Raw genomic sequence first — 20,633 nt, forward strand, 5'->3', positions numbered from 1 at the left:
TCCATCGTTGCGAAGTCGTCGGCGAACACTTCGAAGGAAAGCGGGAGATCCGGGATCGCCCGGACCACTTTCGCGGCAAACGCGACATAGTCCGTCACGCCGGCTTTCTTCATTAAACTCGGGTTGGTCGTAAATCCGGAAACAAAACCGGTCCGGTAAGCAGCCAGCATATCGCTGATGACGGCCCCATCCGCATAAATCTTCACCTTAACATTTAAATGGCTCATCTGTTGATCGCTCCTTTTTATAATCCATCACCAAATGCCCTGGCACTTCTTTATCTTTAAAATAATATTTCTTATCATGCTCACTCACCATCATTCATCTGGCAAGCTGACCGTTCATGAATGAAGAACCGGATTACGAAACAAGCACCGAAACTCTTTCTTTTCAATCATGGATCAAATTCTGCATAATCAGAATCGATTACAATTTTCATAAAATCACCAACCAATAATATATAGGAATTCACGCTCATTTCATTGCATGAATTCCTATAGACATAAGATTTAATCCTGATAATTTTTTATCCGTGACGTAACTCCCGTTAAGTTATATGCTTCGACAAATTGATTAATTGATCTTTTAATCCGATCCACGACGAAACGATCACCGTCAATGTGAGCGCAAGATAAATTAGCAAGCATTTTATTGATTTCCTTTTTTACCTCTGCGTCATTAAAAGTATAATGTCCGGCATTGTCAAGAATTTTCGCTGAAAGCTCCGGATCGGATTTCACTGCTTCCACAGAAATATTTCTCTGATCGCCCTCCATCCATTTGCGCCAGCGCTGACAATCAATCGCATGTTCCTGAAGAACGGCTTTCGTATTCGATACAGGACCTTGAATGACTCCCTGTTTCTTCAGTTCTTTCTCCACATCTGCAAGTATGAGATAGGCACGGGTTTCTTCAGTGCCAAATTGCGGAGCCACATTCGTTGCAGCAATTTGGGCCGGGATATGTTGCAGCAACTGAAAATCATTCATATAATCTCCATTATGTTCTTTTAGGCCAATATCATATTTATTGGCAAGTTGTGCTAAAGAATGAGCATTTTTGAAATCAAACTTTCCAACCTGCTCTGTATAACGAGTTAACGTCCCCGTTTGACCAACCATAAATGTCGGCAGCGGTAAGTGACGCTTCTTTAGTTCATTCTCTAATTCGTCAAGAAATTCCACATAGGTTTCCGGAGTAGTTAATCCTCCATTCGTTTCCTCTGTCCCAACTTCATACCCAACAGGAGGTAGTCTAAGTTCTTTACGCTTATCTTCACAATATTGATATAAATCTACTGTTAATTGCAAAGCTCGATCCAGTGGAATGACCTTTCCAATAACAAATGGATCTTTTGTCGGATCAAGCATCAATAAATCGAATCCAGCTTTGATGTCTTCCAAATAGGACTTTTCCCCAAGTTCCATAGCTTCTTTCTCCGGAAGATGATCATTACGTTCCTTATCTCTCTGCCAAGGGCCTCCATGATCCCGGCATACATAATAGAGACCATCGAAATTTGTTTTTTCTGCAATATCACGAATTGCCTTTATAAACGTCCTTTGATTCCACCCGTTGACATATCCTCCGCCCAATTCATCCGCATCGACTTGATTGCGGCTTGCAATAAAAAGGAGCGGAAAATCTTTGTCCCTTGCCAACTCAAAACTCGCTTTCAGTACACGTGACGACATCGGACCAATACCTATAAGAGTCGCGCCTTGTCCCTTTTTTGAAAGTTTTATCAGATTATGAACCATTGTTTTAATTGGCATTTTTGTCATCAATTTTGTCATTATTGCATCCATCCCTTATTTATTTTGATTGTTCTGGATTTCTTCAAGTTTTTTAACGATTCCGTTCGCCTTCTGAATGGCTACACCTGACATCACTCTGACAATTTTTTTACCTTCAAATCGTTTTTCCCCTTTAATTGCTATATCTTTTGTTAGAATTACAAAATCAGCTTTTTCTACATCCTCCGGAGTAATTTCGTTTTCAATTCCACTTGCACCTTGAGTTTCAATTTTAACCTGATGATTTTTTGCCTTGAATGCCTTAGTTAAGGCCTCTGCAGCCAGATAGGTATGGGCAACCCCCGTCGGACATGCGGAAACACCTACAACATACATATTGGTAACCTCCCTTTGGAAAATATCATATTAAAAATTCAATTCCAGATCGTCTTCTTTAATTGCCTTCTCTTTCTTCTCCTTTAGATTTACAGGTCGCTTAACCAAAATGATGCAAAGTGTAGTGACCGCTGTGCCTACAATAGCCGCAAAGAAATAACCCAGCCAATTGCCCGTCACAGGCAGAACAATCAATCCGCCCCAAGGTGCATGATTTGTGGCATTCAGAAGTATCGACGTTACACCGGCGGAAGCACTGCCAATCATGATCGACGGTATTACTCTTATTGGATCGGCAGCTGCAAAAGGAATAGCCCCCTCAGTAATCCCAATGCAGCCCATAATCAGTGCAGCTTTACCCGCCTCAATTTCTTCCTGATTAAATTTTTTCTTTGCGATAAACGTTGCAATGGCTAAACCAAGCGGCGGTGTACAATCAGCCACCGCAACGACCGCCATCAGTTGCGGATAAGTTGTCATAACTGCTACAGCAAAGAAAAACGCGGTTTTATTGAACGGGCCGCCCATATCAAAGGCAATCATCCCGCCCAGAATAATTGCTAACAGAATCTTTGACCCACCTTGCATTCCTAACAGCCAATGGTTAAGAATAGCCATAAAAGACGCGATGGGATTCGCAAGAAGCAGTAATATAATCATTCCTGAGATTAGAGAGCCTAATAATGGAATAATAAAGATAGGCATTACCTGACCAACATGTTTTGGCCCTTTAATTTTTTTCAAATAATAAACAACGATGCCAGCAACAATACCGGCAATCATTCCACCCAAGAAACCGCCTTTTGTCTGGTAAGCAAGAAATGCAGAAATCATGCCTGGACCAATCGCAGGCTTTTCAGCCATAGAATAAGCAATGAATCCCCCTAGAATAGGAACGTAGAGGGCCATTCCTGCATTGCCAATTGTGGCAATATTGCCTAGAATACCATGAGCAGGAACAGCTGTTTTTCCAGAAAGCATCACAGAAAGTGCCAGTAAAACGCCGCCGGCTACTACAAATGGAATCATGTAAGACACACCGGTCATTAAATGGGTTTTCATATTTTTTAGCACGGATATCATTGCAAAGCCCTCCTCAACTTTTTAAGGTATTTTTATTCCTTTCTCTATTGATATAAGGAGATTGTAAATGTCAGCAGCCGTTTTGCTTTTACTGATCTGATCTCTGAATTCCGGATCAAGAAGATGTCTGCTAAGATCAGCCAATATTTTTAGATGTAAAGTTGATTTTTGCTTCTTTGGGACACCAATCATGAATACCATAGAAACTGGAGTTTTATTTGTCCCCCATAAGACCTCGCGAAAAGGCTTACAAAATCCTAAGAATGAAGATTTTACTACCTCTGTTTCACCATGGGGAATAGCCACACCATAACCGAATGCTGTTGAAAATTCCTTCTCTCGTTTTAATACAGCAGATATATACTCCTTTACATTTGAAAGATAGCCCATCTCAAAGGCACGCTGTGCTAAAATAGTAATCAAATCAATTTCGTTGTCTGCATGAACATTTGTCAGAACCATGTTTTTGTCAATTAGCATTTGAACCGCCTCTCATTTGGTTTTAATAAATGTCAGATAAATTTTTAATTAATTTATTTTCCAAAATTAACGTATCGAATCAATCAGATTCTTTATTTCTAGTCTCTCCTTTCTTTTAATACCGGAATTCATGATGAGAGTCAGTCCAATTAGAGTATTGATTATAAATTAAGTAAATCGAGAACTTTGGCCAAGTTCTTCATGGAATACTTCTTACACTTCAAAGTATAGGAAGCGTATGCACTTGCGTAAATATCAAGTCATTTCAAGAGTGTAACGGAAATCTTGGCACGATCTGAAAGCTTAATAGATCCACGGATCCGTAATTTGGTAAGCAGGTTAGCTTTTCAGTAAAGGGAAAATGAAGGCAGCGCTTTTGACACTGACATGCCGTTGTCCCTTCCATCGCTCAGGCAAATTTCAATCAGTTAAAAACAAAATAAGAAGCGAAAATGAAGAGGAGAATGAGACGCGTACGTAAAGATAGAGGGGGAGCAGTCTTTTCCGATCAACTGCCCCCCCTCCGCTAAAGTGATTTGTGGCCTCACTTTTCGTGTCATCAAAACAGGAGATTTAATAGTTTGTGATAAAAATATTAATACAGAATACAAGGCCATTCATCTCGCATCGATTTTCTTAGAAAATTATTTATTTTCCAAGTATATTTCTTATTTTTGCTTTTGAATTTGCCTTAACAATTCTTTCTAAAATACTTTCGGAATCAAAAAGGTTATATAGATCTCCCATAATGGATTTCGTTTCTTTTTTGTCATTGATACGCATCGCAATGAGAATGACGACCGATACTTTATTTTTTCCCCAGTCAATAGGAATGGATAACGTGGCAATGGCAATCACCGACTGATTCACATATCTGCCCTGACCATGGGGAATAGCAACGCCGTTTCCTAAATCAGTTGTCGAAATGCTCTCGCGTTCTTTTACTGAATCAGCAAATTTTGAAGAAACAAATCCCTTATCTTCTATTCTTTTAGTAATAAAATCTATTAGATCGTTTTTATCATCAACATTTAGTTTTGGAAATATAAACTCATCTTTTACTACAGCAGATAAATGATTAAAATATGAAATTGCTTTTTTATTTTTGAACATATATTCCAGATAAAAATTATTAATCGCTTTTACATCGGATATACCCATCATTGGCGAGACAATGATGCTAGGCTTTCTCATATTTTTTAATGGCACAGTAGAAACAATAAAATCAATCTCGTCAATATTTGCATGACCTATGTCTCTGATCGAGTAAACTCCGAATATGTCCAAATTCGGCATCAACCTCCTCACTCGATTTGCAATTAACTCAGAAGTACCAATTCCTCCCGGACATACAATGATAATTTTTGTGGTCGCCCCATTTCTTTCCAATGCTGCCTGAAAATGAACCATGAGAAAACCAATTTCATTCTCGTTTATTTTTAAGTTGGTCTCATTCTCAATAAAAGTACCCAAAAAGGTTGCTAATCCAAACATTGCGGAGTACTGTTCCTTAATTTGTTTCAAAAGTGGATTCCTGATAACGATTCCATATTTCATTCGATTAAGCATTGGTCCCAGATGGACTAATAATCCTTTGTAAAGGATAGAGTCACCGTCAAAGTCGACTTTCAGGGCATCGCTGGCAAGTAAGCACAGTTTCCGAGCCAGCTGTTGGACTTCAGGATCATATTTTCTAATATTTTCCTTGCCTATATCCTCATCGATTCCTGAACCCATAATGCAATGATTTAGATATTGAACTTCGCCTTCTAACGCATCGCTTTCTGTTAATTTGCAAAACTTTATCAATGTTTCTTTGGCCACAATATATGTCTTTAAAATGTGCAGATTATTTATTAAATGTTCTTCAGCAGCATTCTGCCTTAAATATTTTCCTTTTGCCTGACGTTCCATCATTATAGCGACATAAATTATCATATTAACATAATAGATATTATTAAAATGACAGTTCAATTCCTTTTCAATAAAATAAATCATTTTTTCGGCCTGATCCAGGCTATCTTTAGCCAAAAAAAGAGTTATTATGTCGATAATCTGTTTCTTCTTCTCAGTCCCGACATTTTTGCCTAATTCGACAGAATCTGTTATACGATTAATTTTTTCCTGTATTAGTGATGCTAAAGCCTTTCGAATAGATGATTCAGTCCCTGAAATGGAAGTACCATGATTGTTTTTATTCAAAATGAGTCCAAAACGAGAAAGCCAATGTTCCACTTTCTGCATATCGTTTGTAATCGAACTAATACCTACATAAAAATGTTCTGCGAGCTTCCTGAAATTGGTTGCGCTTTCATTTCTTAATAAACGCGCAATAATACTTTCTCTTCTCTCCCGCGTTGATCCCACGTTTACACAGTTTTCGCTTGAAATGGCAGCTATAAGTTTCAGCTTCTCATTCTGGTTGCCATCTAGCCGAATGCCAGTACCTCTTTTTTTCTCAATAATTACATTACGCTTCGTCGCTAAGTAATCCTCTATTATAAGCAGGTCAGAATGAACGGTTCTTCCTGAGACACCCATTTGTTTCGCAAAGTAGGATGTCGTTCGGTAATCTTCCTCAGCATTTAACAGTTTCAGTAAATGAGCCTGTCGAGAAGTTAGAATAATCATTTGAACCACTTCTCCCTTTGGTTATCCTCTACAAAAATATCGTAACATTCGTTGGCAGACTGAATAAATTCCAAAATTGTTCAGTAAGTTAACAGAAAAATTGATACATTTCCTGTCCCATAATGTGTGCAATAATTGAATTAAAATGATTAGCTCATTGGAGGGGCTGCCGTGTTTTCTTTTGATTATCATATCCACACGAACAACTCATTTGATTCAAAAGCAGAAATGATGCACACATGCGAAACAGCCGTGTTAAGATATCTGAAAGAAATCTGTTTCACTGAACACTTTTCATTGAACCCAAAGGCACCCACATTTGGATATATGAACTGGAAAAAATATCAGAAAAATATAGATACAAATAGGAAAAAATATTCACAATTTCTCATAATTAAAAAGGGGCTCGAAATATGCGAACCCCATTTGTTTTCAAATGAATACAAAAATGAACTGGCTGATAAAAACCTAGATTTTATTCTTGGATCTGTTCACAATGTCAATAACGTTAAATTGAGAACACTACTAAAAAGAAGCGGAAAAAAGAAAGGATATTGCGCTTACTTTCAAGAGATGTTAAAAATGATTCAGCATGCCGACATAGATATCCTGTCTCATTTTGATCTAGTCAAGCGATATAGCAATGAACCATTTTCTAATGCTGATTTCACAAGCTATTATCAAATAATCAGAGAGATACTTAAAATTTCCATAGAACGGAAAATAGGAATTGAGATCAATACTTCAACCTTTGAAAAACTTCACGAAACAATGCCTTCTACGAATATTCTTTGTCTTTATAAGGAATTAGGCGGTACATTATTAACAATCGGTTCAGATTCACATACTTCTGATAAAATAGGAAATCATGTCGATTTAGCCAAAACGTTAGCCATTAAATGCGGATTCAATTCTTTTACTGTTTATGCACATAGAGTGCCCTGTCAAATTACCTTTGATAATTTAACTGCCTAAAATCAAAGTACCTTCAGAATAAAATCAATCTATTTTTACAGGGTCAAGGACGATAGAGTCATGGATGCTTATTGATAAAATCTCCCTTACTTTAATTAATGTTCGTAAGTATTCACTTAAATTAAAACAAAAATGAAGATTGAGAAATCAACTCTTTCCGATCTGCCCTTCTATATTTTGACATCCTTCACTATCAAAAAGAAAACACCTCATCAATCAATTTTTTGACAATGAGATGCTTTTTTGCTTTTATTCTTCCGGTGGCACACGCTGCGAATGTTCCGGATGTGCTGAGTATGAAAAAAACACATTTATCCGACTTTGTTCAGTTCATCGACAAAAGCCGGACGGCGGGCATACTGCTGTTTCAATCTCCCGATTAAGACACCGGCCGCCTGGTTTCCGCATGCCTTCTTAAATGTTCTGATTATAGAGCAAACCTGACGGTACTGGCTGCGGTTGCGGCTGGTTTCCGCCTCATTTTCGATGTACGCTGCAAAGATCTTCTCGACCTCGTTAGGATAGGGTTTGGCCAGATATACGTACAGCGTTTTAATTTCATACGGACGGTTTTTACAATAATCAAGCAGCCTCTCATACCTCTTCTCATGAATCAGGATCTTGACATAGGCCGCCGGCAGATGGGAACTCTGCTCGAAATGAGCGATAATTTCTTCTGAGACTTTGCCCCATTCCTCCGCCGAATATAAACCGGCAAGTATTTCATAATAGCTGTAGTCTCCTGCGTATAAAAAGCGGAGCATCAGTTCTTTTTCACCGTTTGTATTTCCGAGATGCTCGTATGCCTGCAGCCTGTATCTCATCCATTTCTCAACATATTCCGGACTGTCTTTCCTGTCCGACTTTTCGCCATCCTTGCACAGCCTCAGCACTTCTTTCCAGTCATCGCGGCTGACTGCCAGCCGGATCGCCCGCTCTCTGAAAGAGGCCAGCCGGATATGTTGATAGAGAAATTGACGGGCATCCTGCTTTTCTTCAAGAAATTCCATCAATTTCAGCTTGAGATAGAGCAGTCTCTCCCTCTCATAATGTAAACTCCATGAATCCGTTTGCGGCACCGCAATCAGATGGTCAACCGCTTCTTCCCACTTCTTCCTCAGACTGCCGGTGCGGCACAGGGGAATCAGTGCATCAAGCATTTGGTTGCGCCAATCGGACCAACCGTCATACCGCTCGTTCTGCAGCTCATTCATAATTTTATTAAAAATAGCCCTTTTCACGGACTGGCTGCTCTGTTCGGCAGAGGAAACGGCTTCAGCCAGCATATTCAGGCTCTGATTGATGACCGCTCCCGGTCCGCCATCCGAGTCATCGCAGTACTGCAGCATGTCCACCACTTGCGGGAGTACGATCAGGCACAATGAAGCAGCCAGCTCGCCTTTTCCATTTTCCAGCTGACTTTGAACCTGTCCGAGAACCATTTCGGCACCCTCAAGCGCCTGATCTGCGCGGTTCCATTCAATAAAACCGTTCCTTCCTTCAGCCCGCCGGATAGAGCCGGCAACAAGTTTGCGGCTTTCCCGAAGAAGTGTTTCCTCCTGAGTATGCTGATAGAGCAGTCTTTCCTTGATATCCTCATTTTCATTGGCCAGGTCGATAATAATCGAAAGCAGCTCTTCTTTCGAAAGCAGATTTAATTCCTCATACAGATCAGATTGAGGTTTTCTTTTATGTTTGTGCGGCTCAGGTTTTCTCCGATCGCCGGCCAGACTGTTTCTGAGTGCGTAAAAAGCTGCTGCCTGATGTTTGCAGTACGGGCCCCAGTCGTACGGACAGTCGCAGGACGTTTCGACAATCTCGTTGTTTTTGTCCAGCATAACATCGACCGTATAATCCGAGCCTCCGGAAACCAAAACAGTATAATGATCAGGCTTTCCTTCCTCTATCCGTTCTACTATCCGCCCCACATTTCCCGAATCATAATAATCCATACCGCGTTCCAGAATAATCGGATCGATTTCATCCTCAAAATCTTTTAAGTTCAAAGTGAGCGCTCCCTATGTTGATATCATATGGTGGAACAGGTCAATTCAGCATTATCTGCACAATTTGAATCCCTTTGCTCATTTGCCGCTGCCGCTATATCGATCCCAGCTGACGGCCGGTTTATGATTAACCGTCCGCCGCGTCTGTCGCCTGTTAAATTAACTGCTGCCGTGAGTTTATCAATCGTTGTGCCCGAAAGATCAGCTGCCCTCGAGAACCTATCGGCTGCTGAAAGAATATCACCCTTCGAGGAAATGGATGGCTTCAAAGGCATCAACCACCCGTTCACGGCAAAGCAGCGTAGCCTTCACAATAAACTCAAGACGAAACTCATACTCTTTATTATGAGTATCTCTTCAGCTCATTTTCCTGCCGGGTTGTCAGATGATGATCGACTTTTCTTGAGACCGTCAATCTCTCGAAAGACGGAGAGCGTTTCCGCGATCCATAAACTTCAGCGAGGGTCGTTAAACCGGACGCGACGACCGAAAAATAGCTACTAACGATCGATAACGGGACTGAAATCTAATCCATACAGCCAGGCCGCCGACCCGTATCGGTCCGTCAGGAGTTTATCGCCCCGAAAAATGAAGGAATCCCCCGAAAGCAGCGAGTTATCGCCCTGAATTGGTCTCGATTCGCCCTGTTCCGGCGAAGTATCGCACCCTCAGGAGTTTATCGCCCCGAAAAATGAAGGAATCCCCCGAAAGCAGCGAGTTATCGCCCTGAATTGGCCTCGATTCGTCCTGTTCCGGCGAAGTATCGCACCCTCAGGAGTTTATCGCCCCGAAAAATGAAGGAATCGCCCGAAAGCAGCGAGTTATCGCCCTAAAATGGCCTCGATTCGCCCTGTTCCGGCGGAGTATCGCCCCGTCAGGAGTTTATCGCCCCGAAAAATGAAGGAATCGCCCGAAAGCAGCGGGCTTTCGCCCTGAATTGGCCTCGATTCGCCCTGTTCCGGCGGAGTATCGCCCTCTCAACAGTTTATCGCCCCGAAAAATGAAGGAATCGCCCGAAAGCAGCGAGCTTTCGCCCTGAATTGGCCTCGATTCGCCCTGCTCCGATTCTGATTATTCGCACTCATTGCTTCCAATCCGCTTGCTGTCGATTTTCCGCGCATTATGGCCTTTACGCGCCCGCTGCTTCGGGCGGTCCGGACAGCTCGTTACTTTCTATTTTGTTTTTTTACTGTTGATACGCTAGCGTTTCCCGGCAATTTTAGCCACGATTTACAGGAATCCCGGCGGACCGAAGAAAAAATCAGACGTTTCTGCCAGATAACGCCTGTCCGCGCAAGATATTCCTCTTTTTCAGAGGAATAAACCGCCGTTCACGTGAATCTTCAAAAGAATAGGCTGCCGCCCATGCGTCCGTGCCAACCGATCGCTTTCCAGAAGAATCGATGACGTTTTTGCGCCGCGGCCCGATTGGATACATGGATTGAGGGGATACCTATTTTCTTTATATACTGTGAAGTGCCGGCCGCACCCCTTGCAGCGCCAGCCGGCTTTATCGGCACAGCCGGAATTCCAGATTTTCTTTTATTATACTATGAAGCGTCAGTCCGCCGGCACTGTTGATTTTGGAAAACGGATTCTGTGATTGATTATTCTTTGTTTTAACCTTAATTGCATCGAGCCGTTTCATCAATTCCGATTTTTTCCGGCTGTCAGACAAGTATGCGGGCGGCATTAACATTTATTTGGGGCCGGCTTGTTTCTGCTGCCTTTACAGCCGGGGTTGCTGATTCAATGGCTCCGTTTTTCATCCATTAGGGTCTGAACAGCGCTAAGCCGTTTCATCAAAGTCGTTTTGGCTTCACTTTCAGGCAAAATTTCGACCAGGACAAGAGCCTTGCCAACATCGATTTGTGCGCGGCTTCGTTCTGCTTTTGCAACGGCCTTTTCCGCAGCCGGAACCGGATCCTCCGATTTCGGAGCTGCTGCTGTAACGAAACTCTGAATACCCGAATAGGCAACATTTCCATTGCCGTCTTCTGCTTTTGCATACCAGGAATAACGGCTGCTGCCGCGAAGACCGTTCCACTGAACTTCCGCCCGGGCTCCATCGGCTACATTATTTATACTTGCGATCTTCTGGTTTGTGTAGACATTGAGTCCGACATAGTCCGTATTGACCGACTTTTCAGGTGATTTCAGTATTTCTGAAATATCAATATCAAAATTCTCCTGACCGGGATCGAAGTAGTGGTCACTGTTTAAATAAGGAGAATAGGTTTGCACATGAATTTTCTTTTGAGCCATGTCGAACTGCAGAAAATTCATATACCCGCTTCCGCCTTCACGCGCATTCTGATAATCCGCCAGCATCTGTGAAACTTTGCGGCCGTCTGAAGCAGTAACCCGGTTGTAGGCAACACCATGCAAGTGGCCGCATAAAACCAGGAATACGTTCGAATGCGGATCTACGATATTTTTCCAGATCTTTTGTCCGTCTCCTGAGTAGGACTTTCCATCCGTTGAAAGATATTCATGCGCTGCTACGATGGCATATCTGTCAGGATACTGTTTCAGAATCTTATTTGCCCAGTCGATCGAGTCCTGCTCTACATCCCATCCGAGATATAAGATAATAAAATCATATCCGCCGACCGAAACAAGGTCGTAATGATCACGATTATTCTGGTAATCTCCTCCGAAAACGGTTTGCCTGGCTACTCTGTCCCTTCCGAAATACTTCCAGAAATCGGTGTAATTCACACTCTGATGATTAACATCATGATTGCCGGCTAACACACCATAAGGCATGCCGGCATTTTCAAGAACTTTAAAACTCCGGTCCACTGTTGCCCATTCATAAGGAAGGTTATACTCATCGACTAAATCGCCGGTGTTTATTGTATAGACAATATTCTTCTGCCGTCTGGCGGGACCGGTAATATAGCTGACAATCGAAGAATAAATATCCGGATAGCTTTCGGCATAATATTGCGGATCGGAAAACCAGGCAAATGTGAATGCAGGATCCGTTGTCTGCGCTGCCGCCGCCTGCGCAATCGGATCTTCGATCAGTACATGGACAATGCCGTTCTTCACCATATCGCCGGCGCTGACCTTTGCTGTTAAATTAAAATCTTTCGACCCGTTTCCTCTTGCCTCCTCCTGCCAGCTTTCAGTTTTATAATTCCATGCATAAAGAATAATATTTCTGCCATTCAGCGTATGACCCCTCCATTGAACCTCAACCGAATCATTCGCTTTCAGATCTTTTGCGGTCTGAAAATCAAAGCGCTGATATGGAAATTTATCCGTCGAACTGTTGGAGAGATATCTGCCATCAACGGCTTTCAAATTGTTCCGGGCAGCATTGCTTATCTTCATTTCTCCGGCCGGATTCAACTGTGACGGAATCTCTCTGTTGCGCGAATGGGTATAACCGCTAATGTGACTGCTGTTCGAAAAGTCATATTGATAAGCCTTGTAATAAGTTACATTCATCGGTGTTTTTGCATCTGAGCTGGCGGAAACACTTAGCTTGGTCGATTGGCCGACGTCTTTTGCTCCATCTGGCAGATTTCCGATTGTGATTTTATTTTTTGCAGTTGTAAAATGTACTTTTTTACTTGTTGTATTCCCTGCCTTGTCGGTGGCGGTAACCAGAAATGTATGGTCGCCCTCCGACAGCTCATTGCTCTTTTTCATCGTTCTCAGTTTAATTGGAATGCCGTCAAGTGACGCTTCCTCTTTGCCTATGCCCGAAACGTCATCTTTTATATCGGCATTGAACAATACATTTTCGTTGTAGAGGGCCCCCTTCTTAACTGAAATATTATGGATGATCGGTGCCGAGTTATCAACCGTGATCCTGATTGAGCGGCTCCGGCCGTTCGCTGAAGAAACAGAAATCTGATGGATTCCATCACTTAACGATGCAAGATCCAGGTTGTATATTTTATCAATAAAAAGTGCTTCCGGGATCATTAAGGTCATATCCAGCCATCTTCTGGCCGTTGCCGGATTTTTACCGCTCCCGTCTCCCAGGCTGATCTTAGCCCCCGGATCGACATTTTCAAAAGTCGCCGCATCAGCGCCGATTTTAACCTTTGCATCGGTAAAATTTACACTCTTGCCGTCAGGCAAAATGGCGGAAGGATTCCGGAGGGTAAAGTCATCGTGGTCTCCGGCAATATCGACCGGCGAATCGTTTGTTCCGCTTGTAATTCTGATTGTATTGGCACCCGGCTTTAAATAATTTACAGGAATCGGCGTCATAAACGGCATGTAGTTGCTATGGCCCCCCAGGAAGCCTAAATCATAACCGTTAACAGACAGGCAATTCTGTGCACTTGCATGGGTCCCGTCCAATTCAAGGGAAAGATACGCATTCTGCCTTGCTTTGGGCAGTGCATCAACGGTTTTTCCGTCAATCTTGATCGTAACCGGATTGGAAACGTCCCCTGTACCGTTCGCAATAATCGGCACAATTGCCTTAGGCACTTGTTCAGGTGTTACAGCGCCCGGTGTCGGGACTTGCTGCTCTTTCCAGTGCGACATCAGCGGAACACCGGTTGAATCTTTTTCAAGGGCATAATGATACATCAGTGATTTTCCGTCAACTGCGTCGGTATCGCTGAAAGCCGCGGTTGAAATAGCCTGGTTCGTATCGGCCTTTGCAATAGCAACGCCTCTGTCGCCGTAGGCAAAACCGGCAGTAATAATCGGAAGGACATCCGCTGCATTCAGGTTCGTCCTATACAGCCGATTAAACTTCTGATAGTCCGTATCGGAAGCGCTCAGAACCTTAACACCCCCCGATTTTATGATGGTATTCTGCGGCAGCGGCATTGAATTATAGCTGTTCGCGGCGCTTCCCCACCAATAACGAAGTTCATATTTGGACAGATCAATATCGGTCTTACTCGCATTGTAAATCTCTATAAATTTCTGCCCTCTGCTATTGTTCACTTCTATTTCCGTAATCAGCAGGCCGGGAATCACAGCGTTCGCTGCGAAGGCTTGATTATCTTGAAGATTGAATTCCAGCGGTTTTCTTGTGTCTTCTTGAAAATTCATTGTATAATTCTTACTCTTTGTTACATTGTACCCATCAGAGGCGGTAAAATAGTAATTCACGGAATGGGCACCTACCAGCCGGCCGGCAGATAACGATGCATCGTTGATGTATGTGCCGGCAGGAAGGCCGGTATTCATATCTGAGGCTAAAATCATGTTGACTGTCTGGTAATCCGCTGCATCGTTGGCTTTATAGTGAAGTAAAACCTGTTTGACAGCCTGACGGTCGGTTACTTGTGCCCGAAATTGCAAACTTGCTAAATGACTAAAATTCTGTACCCCAAGGGGACTGTGGAAAACTGCCGGTGCGGCCGTATCATTTACCAGTGTCAGTGTATGATCCGGAATCTGTTCAGGCAGCAATGTGCCGGGCGTCGGATCCTGATTATAATTGAGTTCCAGCATCCGGTTCGTGCCGTCAAATGGGGCTCTGTAGATAATACTTCTGCCCAACAAGGCTTCCGGCTGTTTGACGCCGTACCATGCAGCCGAACCGACGCCGTCAGCCGGTCCCTGCCTTCTGTTATTAATATCCCCGCTGTCGGTCGCGATTAGGATCCGTCTTTCTTCCTGTTGTGCATCATACATTGTTTCGGGTGCCGCCAAAGTAACGATCTGGGAATGGCTGAGATGTGTGCCGTAGGCAGCATTAAATTTATCAATTCCCTCATTCCAGGAGGCACTCGATTTAACCCAGACAATCATTGTGGATTTGGATTTAATGATTTTGTCCCGGCTGATATCCCACTTATGATTGGTTCCATTCCGTTCCTGATCGATGATCCTGTAATACTTTAAGTTAATATCCCTGTTTGAATGATTATAGAGTTCGATATAGCTGTATTTGTTATCCTTGCTCCGCGGAACGAGTTCCGTAATCATCAGGTCGCTGACCGCCGGTTTTTTATTGACGCCAATTCCGGTCTTATAAGTATTCTGCCCCGATGGAGATCTCGAAAGATGTGCCCCGTCGCTTGCTTCAATATAGTATTCAATCTGTGAGGCATGGCTTAACACATCCTTTTTCAGTGTTGCCGTATATTTCTGAGGTGAGAGAGGGGCGGACGTGCCCGTGTCGGTGCCTGAGAGATTCATCGACCGACTGCTGTAAGATGAATTGGAGCGGGTGCGATAAAACATTGTTACTCTCAATGGCCGGCTATTGCCCACAGCAGCGATTCTTGAAACAGTTGCCGTGAATGCAGTATCTGCCGGCTTGATATATGGACTCGGCGTGAACTCAACTTTCGGCAAAAGCAGAGAATCCGGAAGACCTGCTTTCGCCTGGGGAATCTGTTGCGGATTCACAATACCCGGCGTCGGTGTCTGTTTCTCTTTCCAGTGCGACAGCATCAGGTTCCCGAACGCATCTTTCCCACCGGCATAATTAAACATCAACGATTGCCCGTTTACTGCATCGCCGCCGGAATATGCCGAGGTAACCACCATATCGCCGGTACCGGTTCTGGCTATGGCGAAGCCTCTGTTATTAAATGCCAGTCCGGCACTGACCATGGGTATTAGATCATTCGCTGACAAATGCGAACCGTAAAATTGATTCAGTTTCGCATAATCCATATTAGGATCAGATAAGATTTTAAAACCTCCCGACTTGATGATTGTTCCCTTTGGAAACGGCATGGCGTTGTAACCGCTCGTCGCACTGCCGTACCAGTAACGCAGTTCATAATCGGAGAGATTGATATCTGACGGACTGTTATTGTAGATCTCCACAAACTCTTTTCCGGCCGTATTATTTATTTCAGCCTCAGTAATCATGAGATAAGGTGCGGTACCATTTGCAGCGCTCGGCTTTGCTGTGCCCGTTCCCGGCGCAGCCGCGACTGCTTTCGCTGCCGGTGCAATAAGGACTTTTGCTTTATAGGCGGCCTCTCCCGAAGGCGCTCTTACCGTATGCGTTCCGTCGCTCGCCACTGCATAATATTCTACCTGGGCGGCACCGCTGACAACATCTTTTTTCAGAGTGGCCGAATATTTATAAGTGCCCAAAGGATTATACGGACTGCCGGTTCCGTTTACGAGAGCCATCGCCTGGCTTTGATAGGGCGTACCCCGCTGAGTACGATAGTACAGGGTCAGTTTCAGCGGGGCGGCATGATCTGAAGCAGTTTCTCCGGACACCGCCGCTTCGAATTGCGCTTTTGCCGGAGAAACAGATTGAACTGGAGTCATTTGCAGGACAGGCGCCAGTAGGGATCCAGGCAGATTCGTTTTCGCTGAAGGAATTTGCCCGGGATCGACAGTACCGGGCGTAGCTTTTTGCCGGTCCTTCCAGACAGACATAAGCGGAGTCCTCCCATTATCTTTTTGATTCGCATAATGGTACGCAACCGATTGTCCCTGCGCTGTATTAGCGCCGGCTGCAGCAACCACCTTTTCATGAGTATCTGTTTTCGAGATGGAAAAATCCTTTGCGTTCAAGGCATCAGCCGTTATCATTGAAACGACGTCATTCTTAGATAAGCGTGTCCCATAAATCTGATTTATTTTCCTGTAGTCCGTGCCGATTTCGCTTAATATTTTAACTGCGCCCGCTTTTATAAATGAATCTTCGGGAAAGGGGATTGAACTCGTTTGATTGGTTATGCTTTTCGGCCGGATCGTGAGTGCATAGTTGGATAAATTGATCTCTTCATTGCTGTTGTTGTAAATCTCAACGAACTTTCCGCCTTGCCCATTCGTCGTTTCGAGCTCGGTAATCATTAAATAGGGAGCAGTTATCCCATTCGATGTTGTTCTTGGTGCCGTTGCATCGGTTATTAAGGCCCCGCTGAGACACATCACGACGGCGAGGGAAAGAATAACCATTCTTTTTGCCGCTCCTCTGGCATTCATAACGTTTCCATTCACTCCTCAGTATTTCAGGTAATAAGAACTCAATCCGGAAGAATTTCCGATTGGATCCGGATCTTCCAGACGGGCTCTGAACTCCCCCGGATAGGTACAGTTCCGTTTTCCACTCAAGTGAAAAAGGAAAAATGAGAAAGCATGGTTTGTATAAGAATGATTAGGTATTAACAATGACGCTGTGCATATGTCAGAATAATATCAGCCGTTTATAGACAATTCATAAAATACTAACAAGAATGTACAATACCAGAATAAAGTTAATGCAAAGCAGTAATAAATCAAATGTTCGCAAACAGCTAAAAAGCGAGAAATGGGCCGTTCTTTTTTTACCCCTCCCGGTCCATTGCCTCGTTATTGCAATTTTAGATAAACAAAGAGGGGCGTCAGCTTCTGAGAATGAAAACCGGGAAAGATTAAGTATCTGGCGTGCGGGGCACCCGTTTTTCTTCTCTTCCCGAAGATGGTGCAAACGGCTCGGATGTAAAAATCTCTTCTCCGATGAACATTCCGATCTTATCGTTCTTTCCCGGGAACCGGCATGAACGGTCAGCGTGCGGGCACCGGATCTGTTTTCCAATGATTTCGATCGGCGCCGCGAACGAAAAACCCGTACAGAGGCACGATTTAAGAATTATTTAATATCTCTTTTAGCGGCCGTTAAGGAGTTCGGGTTATTCTTTTACGTGAAGATAAGTTCAAATAAATGCTTAGGGGTGACCGATATGTATCACACAGTATTTTTCCCATTCCCGCTGTTCGGCTTTCTGCTCTTTCTAATCATTGCTTTTATCATTTTCAACATTCTAAGGCTGCGCCGGCGGGCCGGGTGGTGCCGGCAAGGGGACAGTGCACTGGATCTGCTTGAAAAGAGATATGTGAACGGAGAGATCGATGAGAATGCATTTCATAAAATCAAAGCCAACCTTAAAAAGAAATAAACGGACCGGCACCGCCTTACATTCTGAGCGGTGCTTTTCTGTCAATCAATTTAGGACCTGTGATATGATCGTTTTTAATGAAGAATGAAGGTGAAAGCGGGTGAAATGATGTCGATCCGTAAGCGGCTGGTACTATCCAATATTGCCATGATTCTGATCCCCGTATTTTTGTTCATGATCGCCGCTATGCTGCTTATTAATCTTTTTTTAGGCAATGGCGGCGTCCCGTGGAACCCGGCAAACGCCAATCGCAATGACCGATTGATCAGTGAAGATTTTTCCAAACTGAAAAGGACGGCTTCCATGGCGCCTGAACAGCTCGATAATCAGAACTACCGATTAAAAATCAGCAGCAGTCTTGCCGATCATCACGCATCGCTGATTCTAAGAAAAACAGGCCGTATAACCTTTCAGTCCTCCGGATTAGGACACATAGCTCTGAATAGTCTTCCCGCCTTTGGCTCGGAAACGACAAATCCGTGGCCGGGTTTATGGATAGACCACCGCCCTTTTCGCGTTCTGTCCTACGACTTTTATTATCCGGACGGAACCGCTGCAACCTTGTTTATCGTCCGAAATATGCAGGAAGCAGGCGGACAGTCCTTCATCGTCTTCCCGATTCTGCTCCTTGTCCTTCTCCTGATATTAATTATAACCAATGGAACGCTGACTTATTTTGTATCGAGGAGCATCATCAGACCTGTAAACACATTAATGCGTGCAGCTGAGAAAATCGGAGGAGGGAATCTCGACTTTCATATTAATTCGGGCACACATGATGAACTGGGCAAACTTTCCCGAAGCTTTGAAATAATGCGGCGTAAACTAAAAAATTCTATTGAACAGCAGGTCCGGTATGAGGAAAATCGGAGCAAATTAATCGCCAGCATCTCACATGATTTAAAAACTCCGATCACCTCTATTAAAGGCTATGTCGAGGGAATCCGCGACGGAGTAGCCAATTCACCCAAGAAGATGGAGCGCTATTTAACGACGATCTACAAAAAATCGATCGATATGGATCGAATGATCGATGAGCTGTCCCTGTATTCGAAACTGGACATGAATCGCCTGCCCTATCACTTTGAACAGCTGGATCTGAAGGCATTTTTATCGGACCTGACTGAAGAAATACGGTTTGATCTTGAAAAGCAGGGTGTCTCTCTGACTTTTCACACAGGGGACGGAGACTATTCGGTATGGGCGGACAGGGAAAAACTAAAACGAGTCGTCAGCAACATTACCGGCAACAGTGTAAAATACAATCATAAAAAACAGAAAAAAATTCAGATAGATCTCAGCGAAACCGAGGATGCTGCCAAAGTCGTGATTGAAGACAATGGTTCAGGCATTTCAGAAGAGGCGCTTCCGTTTATTTTCGATCGTTTTTACCGGGCGGATCCGGCCCGAAACAGCGGAACAGGCGGAAGCGGGCTCGGCCTTGCCATCGTCAGACGGATGGTGGAAGATCACGGCGGGAAAGTATGGGCGGAAAGTACCGTCGACGAAGGGACAAGAATCTGTTTCACGATCAAAAAAGGCCAGATTCAAAAAGGGGATCCGCAATGAAACGTGTATTGATTGTCGAGGATGACCAAAGCATTGCCGAACTGGAACGGGACTATCTGGAAATCAACGGATTCGAGACAGATATTGAAACAACGGGAGACGGCGGCCTGACGAGCGCATTGAACAGGGACTATCAATTGCTCATCCTCGATTTGATGCTGCCGGGGACGAACGGTTTTGACATATGCAGAACGGTCCGAAAAACGAAAGAGATCCCGATCCTCTTAGTCACAGCCAGGAAAGAAGACATCGATAAAATCCGCGGTTTCGGCCTCGGTGCCGATGACTACATCGTCAAACCGTTCAGCCCGGGAGAACTCGTAGCCCGGGTGAAGGCTCATCTGGCCAGATATGAAAGGCTGTCGGGCAGAAAACAAGCGCACACGATCAGCTTTCGCGGTCTAAAAATAAATAAGGATTCCCGGCAAGTTTACGTTAACGGAAAGGAAATCGAGCTGACAGCCAAGGAATTTGATCTGCTTCTCTTCATTGTCATGCATCCCAATCATGTCTTCAGCAAGGAGCACTTGTTTGAGCGAATCTGGGGCCTTGATTCCATGGGCGATCTGGCAACCGTCACGGTCCATATCCGCAAACTCAGAGAAAAAATCGAAACCGATCCGTCAAATCCGCAGTATATCATCACGGTCTGGGGCGCCGGTTACCGCTTTGATGCGTAGCGCTTCCCTTTTTTGGCTTCGGGAAAGGGAACGGATGGGCCGAACCTCAGCAGCAATGTTACTGCCAGGCAGACCGAATGTCGCCATGATTGCACCGCCGTTCAGGGCGCTGCCGTCATGCTTAATAGAAAGTCTGGCTTAAAGTTTTAACTCGGACTGGTTGCACGATGGGCTTCATTGACGATCAAATGCAGATAGAAAAGCTGAAAAATGCGGTATAATCGAACGTGTACC

12 protein-coding genes and 1 pseudogene are annotated in these 20,633 nt (G+C 43.9%); 5 read left to right on the plus strand and 8 right to left on the minus strand.

Annotated features, from left to right (window positions below; genetic code table 11):
• The 6 genes and pseudogenes from Q6A92_RS07665 to Q6A92_RS07690 form a co-directional block, all read right to left on the minus strand.
• Positions 1-227 (minus strand): annotated as a pseudogene (locus Q6A92_RS07665) (transaldolase); the annotation flags it as partial.
• A 282-nt stretch (positions 228-509) separates the two neighbouring features.
• Positions 510-1,796, minus strand: a complete 1,287-nt coding sequence (locus Q6A92_RS07670) for a class II D-tagatose-bisphosphate aldolase non-catalytic subunit (RefSeq protein ID WP_332237565.1) — start codon at positions 1,794-1,796, stop codon at positions 510-512.
• A gap of 15 nt (positions 1,797-1,811) precedes the next feature.
• Positions 1,812-2,132 carry a PTS fructose transporter subunit IIB gene (locus tag Q6A92_RS07675; protein ID WP_274401151.1) on the minus strand — a complete coding sequence of 107 codons (321 nt, stop codon included), beginning with the start codon at positions 2,130-2,132 and terminating at the stop codon, positions 1,812-1,814.
• A 30-nt stretch (positions 2,133-2,162) separates the two neighbouring features.
• Positions 2,163-3,215, minus strand: a complete 1,053-nt coding sequence (locus Q6A92_RS07680) for a PTS fructose transporter subunit EIIC (RefSeq protein WP_332237567.1) — start codon at positions 3,213-3,215, stop codon at positions 2,163-2,165.
• 21 nt (positions 3,216-3,236) lie between these two features.
• Positions 3,237-3,695 (minus strand): PTS sugar transporter subunit IIA, encoded by a 459-nt coding sequence (locus tag Q6A92_RS07685; RefSeq protein WP_332237569.1) that lies wholly within the window; start codon positions 3,693-3,695, stop codon positions 3,237-3,239.
• 648 nt (positions 3,696-4,343) lie between these two features.
• The gene (locus Q6A92_RS07690) at positions 4,344-6,326 is read right to left on the minus strand and encodes a BglG family transcription antiterminator (protein WP_332237571.1); all 1,983 of its coding nucleotides are present in this window, start codon (positions 6,324-6,326) and stop codon (positions 4,344-4,346) included.
• Positions 6,327-6,497: 171 nt separating this feature from the next.
• On the opposite strand from Q6A92_RS07690, the gene Q6A92_RS07695 reads away from it, so the two are divergent.
• Positions 6,498-7,301, plus strand: a complete 804-nt coding sequence (locus Q6A92_RS07695; RefSeq protein ID WP_274401147.1) for a histidinol-phosphatase HisJ family protein — start codon at positions 6,498-6,500, stop codon at positions 7,299-7,301.
• Between the two features lie 311 nt (positions 7,302-7,612).
• On the opposite strand, the gene Q6A92_RS07700 is transcribed toward Q6A92_RS07695, so the two are convergent.
• Positions 7,613-9,307, minus strand: a complete 1,695-nt coding sequence (locus Q6A92_RS07700) for an SWIM zinc finger family protein (RefSeq protein ID WP_274401146.1) — start codon at positions 9,305-9,307, stop codon at positions 7,613-7,615.
• Between the two features lie 27 nt (positions 9,308-9,334).
• On the opposite strand from Q6A92_RS07700, the gene Q6A92_RS07705 reads away from it, so the two are divergent.
• Positions 9,335-9,811 carry a hypothetical protein gene (locus Q6A92_RS07705; protein ID WP_332237574.1) on the plus strand — a complete coding sequence of 159 codons (477 nt, stop codon included), beginning with the start codon at positions 9,335-9,337 and terminating at the stop codon, positions 9,809-9,811.
• Positions 9,812-11,056: 1,245 nt separating this feature from the next.
• Here Q6A92_RS07705 and Q6A92_RS07710 read toward each other — a convergent pair.
• Positions 11,057-17,197: a lamin tail domain-containing protein gene (locus tag Q6A92_RS07710; protein WP_332237576.1), complete on the minus strand. Its 6,141-nt coding sequence runs from the start codon at positions 17,195-17,197 to the stop codon at positions 11,057-11,059.
• Positions 17,198-17,934: 737 nt separating this feature from the next.
• Here Q6A92_RS07710 and Q6A92_RS07715 point away from each other — a divergent pair.
• The 3 genes from Q6A92_RS07715 (at position 17,935) to Q6A92_RS07725 (ending at position 20,399) form a co-directional block, all read left to right on the plus strand.
• Positions 17,935-18,150: a hypothetical protein gene (locus Q6A92_RS07715; protein ID WP_332237577.1), complete on the plus strand. Its 216-nt coding sequence runs from the start codon at positions 17,935-17,937 to the stop codon at positions 18,148-18,150.
• A 108-nt stretch (positions 18,151-18,258) separates the two neighbouring features.
• Complete coding sequence (locus Q6A92_RS07720; RefSeq protein ID WP_332237578.1) at positions 18,259-19,719, plus strand: sensor histidine kinase; 1,461 nt, start codon at positions 18,259-18,261, stop codon at positions 19,717-19,719.
• Entirely contained in the window at positions 19,716-20,399 is a 684-nt protein-coding gene (locus Q6A92_RS07725) for a response regulator transcription factor (protein WP_332237579.1), read from the plus strand. Before Q6A92_RS07720 ends, Q6A92_RS07725 begins: the two co-directional genes overlap by 4 nt.
• Positions 20,400-20,633 lie beyond the last annotated feature (234 nt).

Origin of the sequence: Sporolactobacillus sp. KGMB 08714 (genome assembly GCF_036598985.1) — a bacterium.
Classification (GTDB): Bacteria; Bacillota; Bacilli; order Bacillales; family Sporolactobacillaceae; genus Sporolactobacillus.

What these genes read in the sequence shown, in the direction of transcription:
- Q6A92_RS07705 (WP_332237574.1), top strand. Translation starts at nt 9,335, where the DNA reads ATGGTGGAACAGGTCAATTCAGCATTATCTGCACAATTTGAATCCCTT.
- Q6A92_RS07685 (WP_332237569.1), bottom strand. Translation starts at nt 3,695, where the DNA reads ATGCTAATTGACAAAAACATGGTTCTGACAAATGTTCATGCAGACAAC.
- Q6A92_RS07725 (WP_332237579.1), top strand. Translation starts at nt 19,716, where the DNA reads ATGAAACGTGTATTGATTGTCGAGGATGACCAAAGCATTGCCGAACTG.
- Q6A92_RS07715 (WP_332237577.1), top strand. Translation starts at nt 17,935, where the DNA reads ATGTATCACACAGTATTTTTCCCATTCCCGCTGTTCGGCTTTCTGCTC.
- Q6A92_RS07680 (WP_332237567.1), bottom strand. Translation starts at nt 3,215, where the DNA reads ATGATATCCGTGCTAAAAAATATGAAAACCCATTTAATGACCGGTGTG.
- Q6A92_RS07720 (WP_332237578.1), top strand. Translation starts at nt 18,259, where the DNA reads ATGTCGATCCGTAAGCGGCTGGTACTATCCAATATTGCCATGATTCTG.
- Q6A92_RS07670 (WP_332237565.1), bottom strand. Translation starts at nt 1,796, where the DNA reads ATGACAAAATTGATGACAAAAATGCCAATTAAAACAATGGTTCATAAT.
- Q6A92_RS07675 (WP_274401151.1), bottom strand. Translation starts at nt 2,132, where the DNA reads ATGTATGTTGTAGGTGTTTCCGCATGTCCGACGGGGGTTGCCCATACC.
- Q6A92_RS07690 (WP_332237571.1), bottom strand. Translation starts at nt 6,326, where the DNA reads ATGATTATTCTAACTTCTCGACAGGCTCATTTACTGAAACTGTTAAAT.
- Q6A92_RS07710 (WP_332237576.1), bottom strand. Translation starts at nt 17,197, where the DNA reads ATGAATGCCAGAGGAGCGGCAAAAAGAATGGTTATTCTTTCCCTCGCC.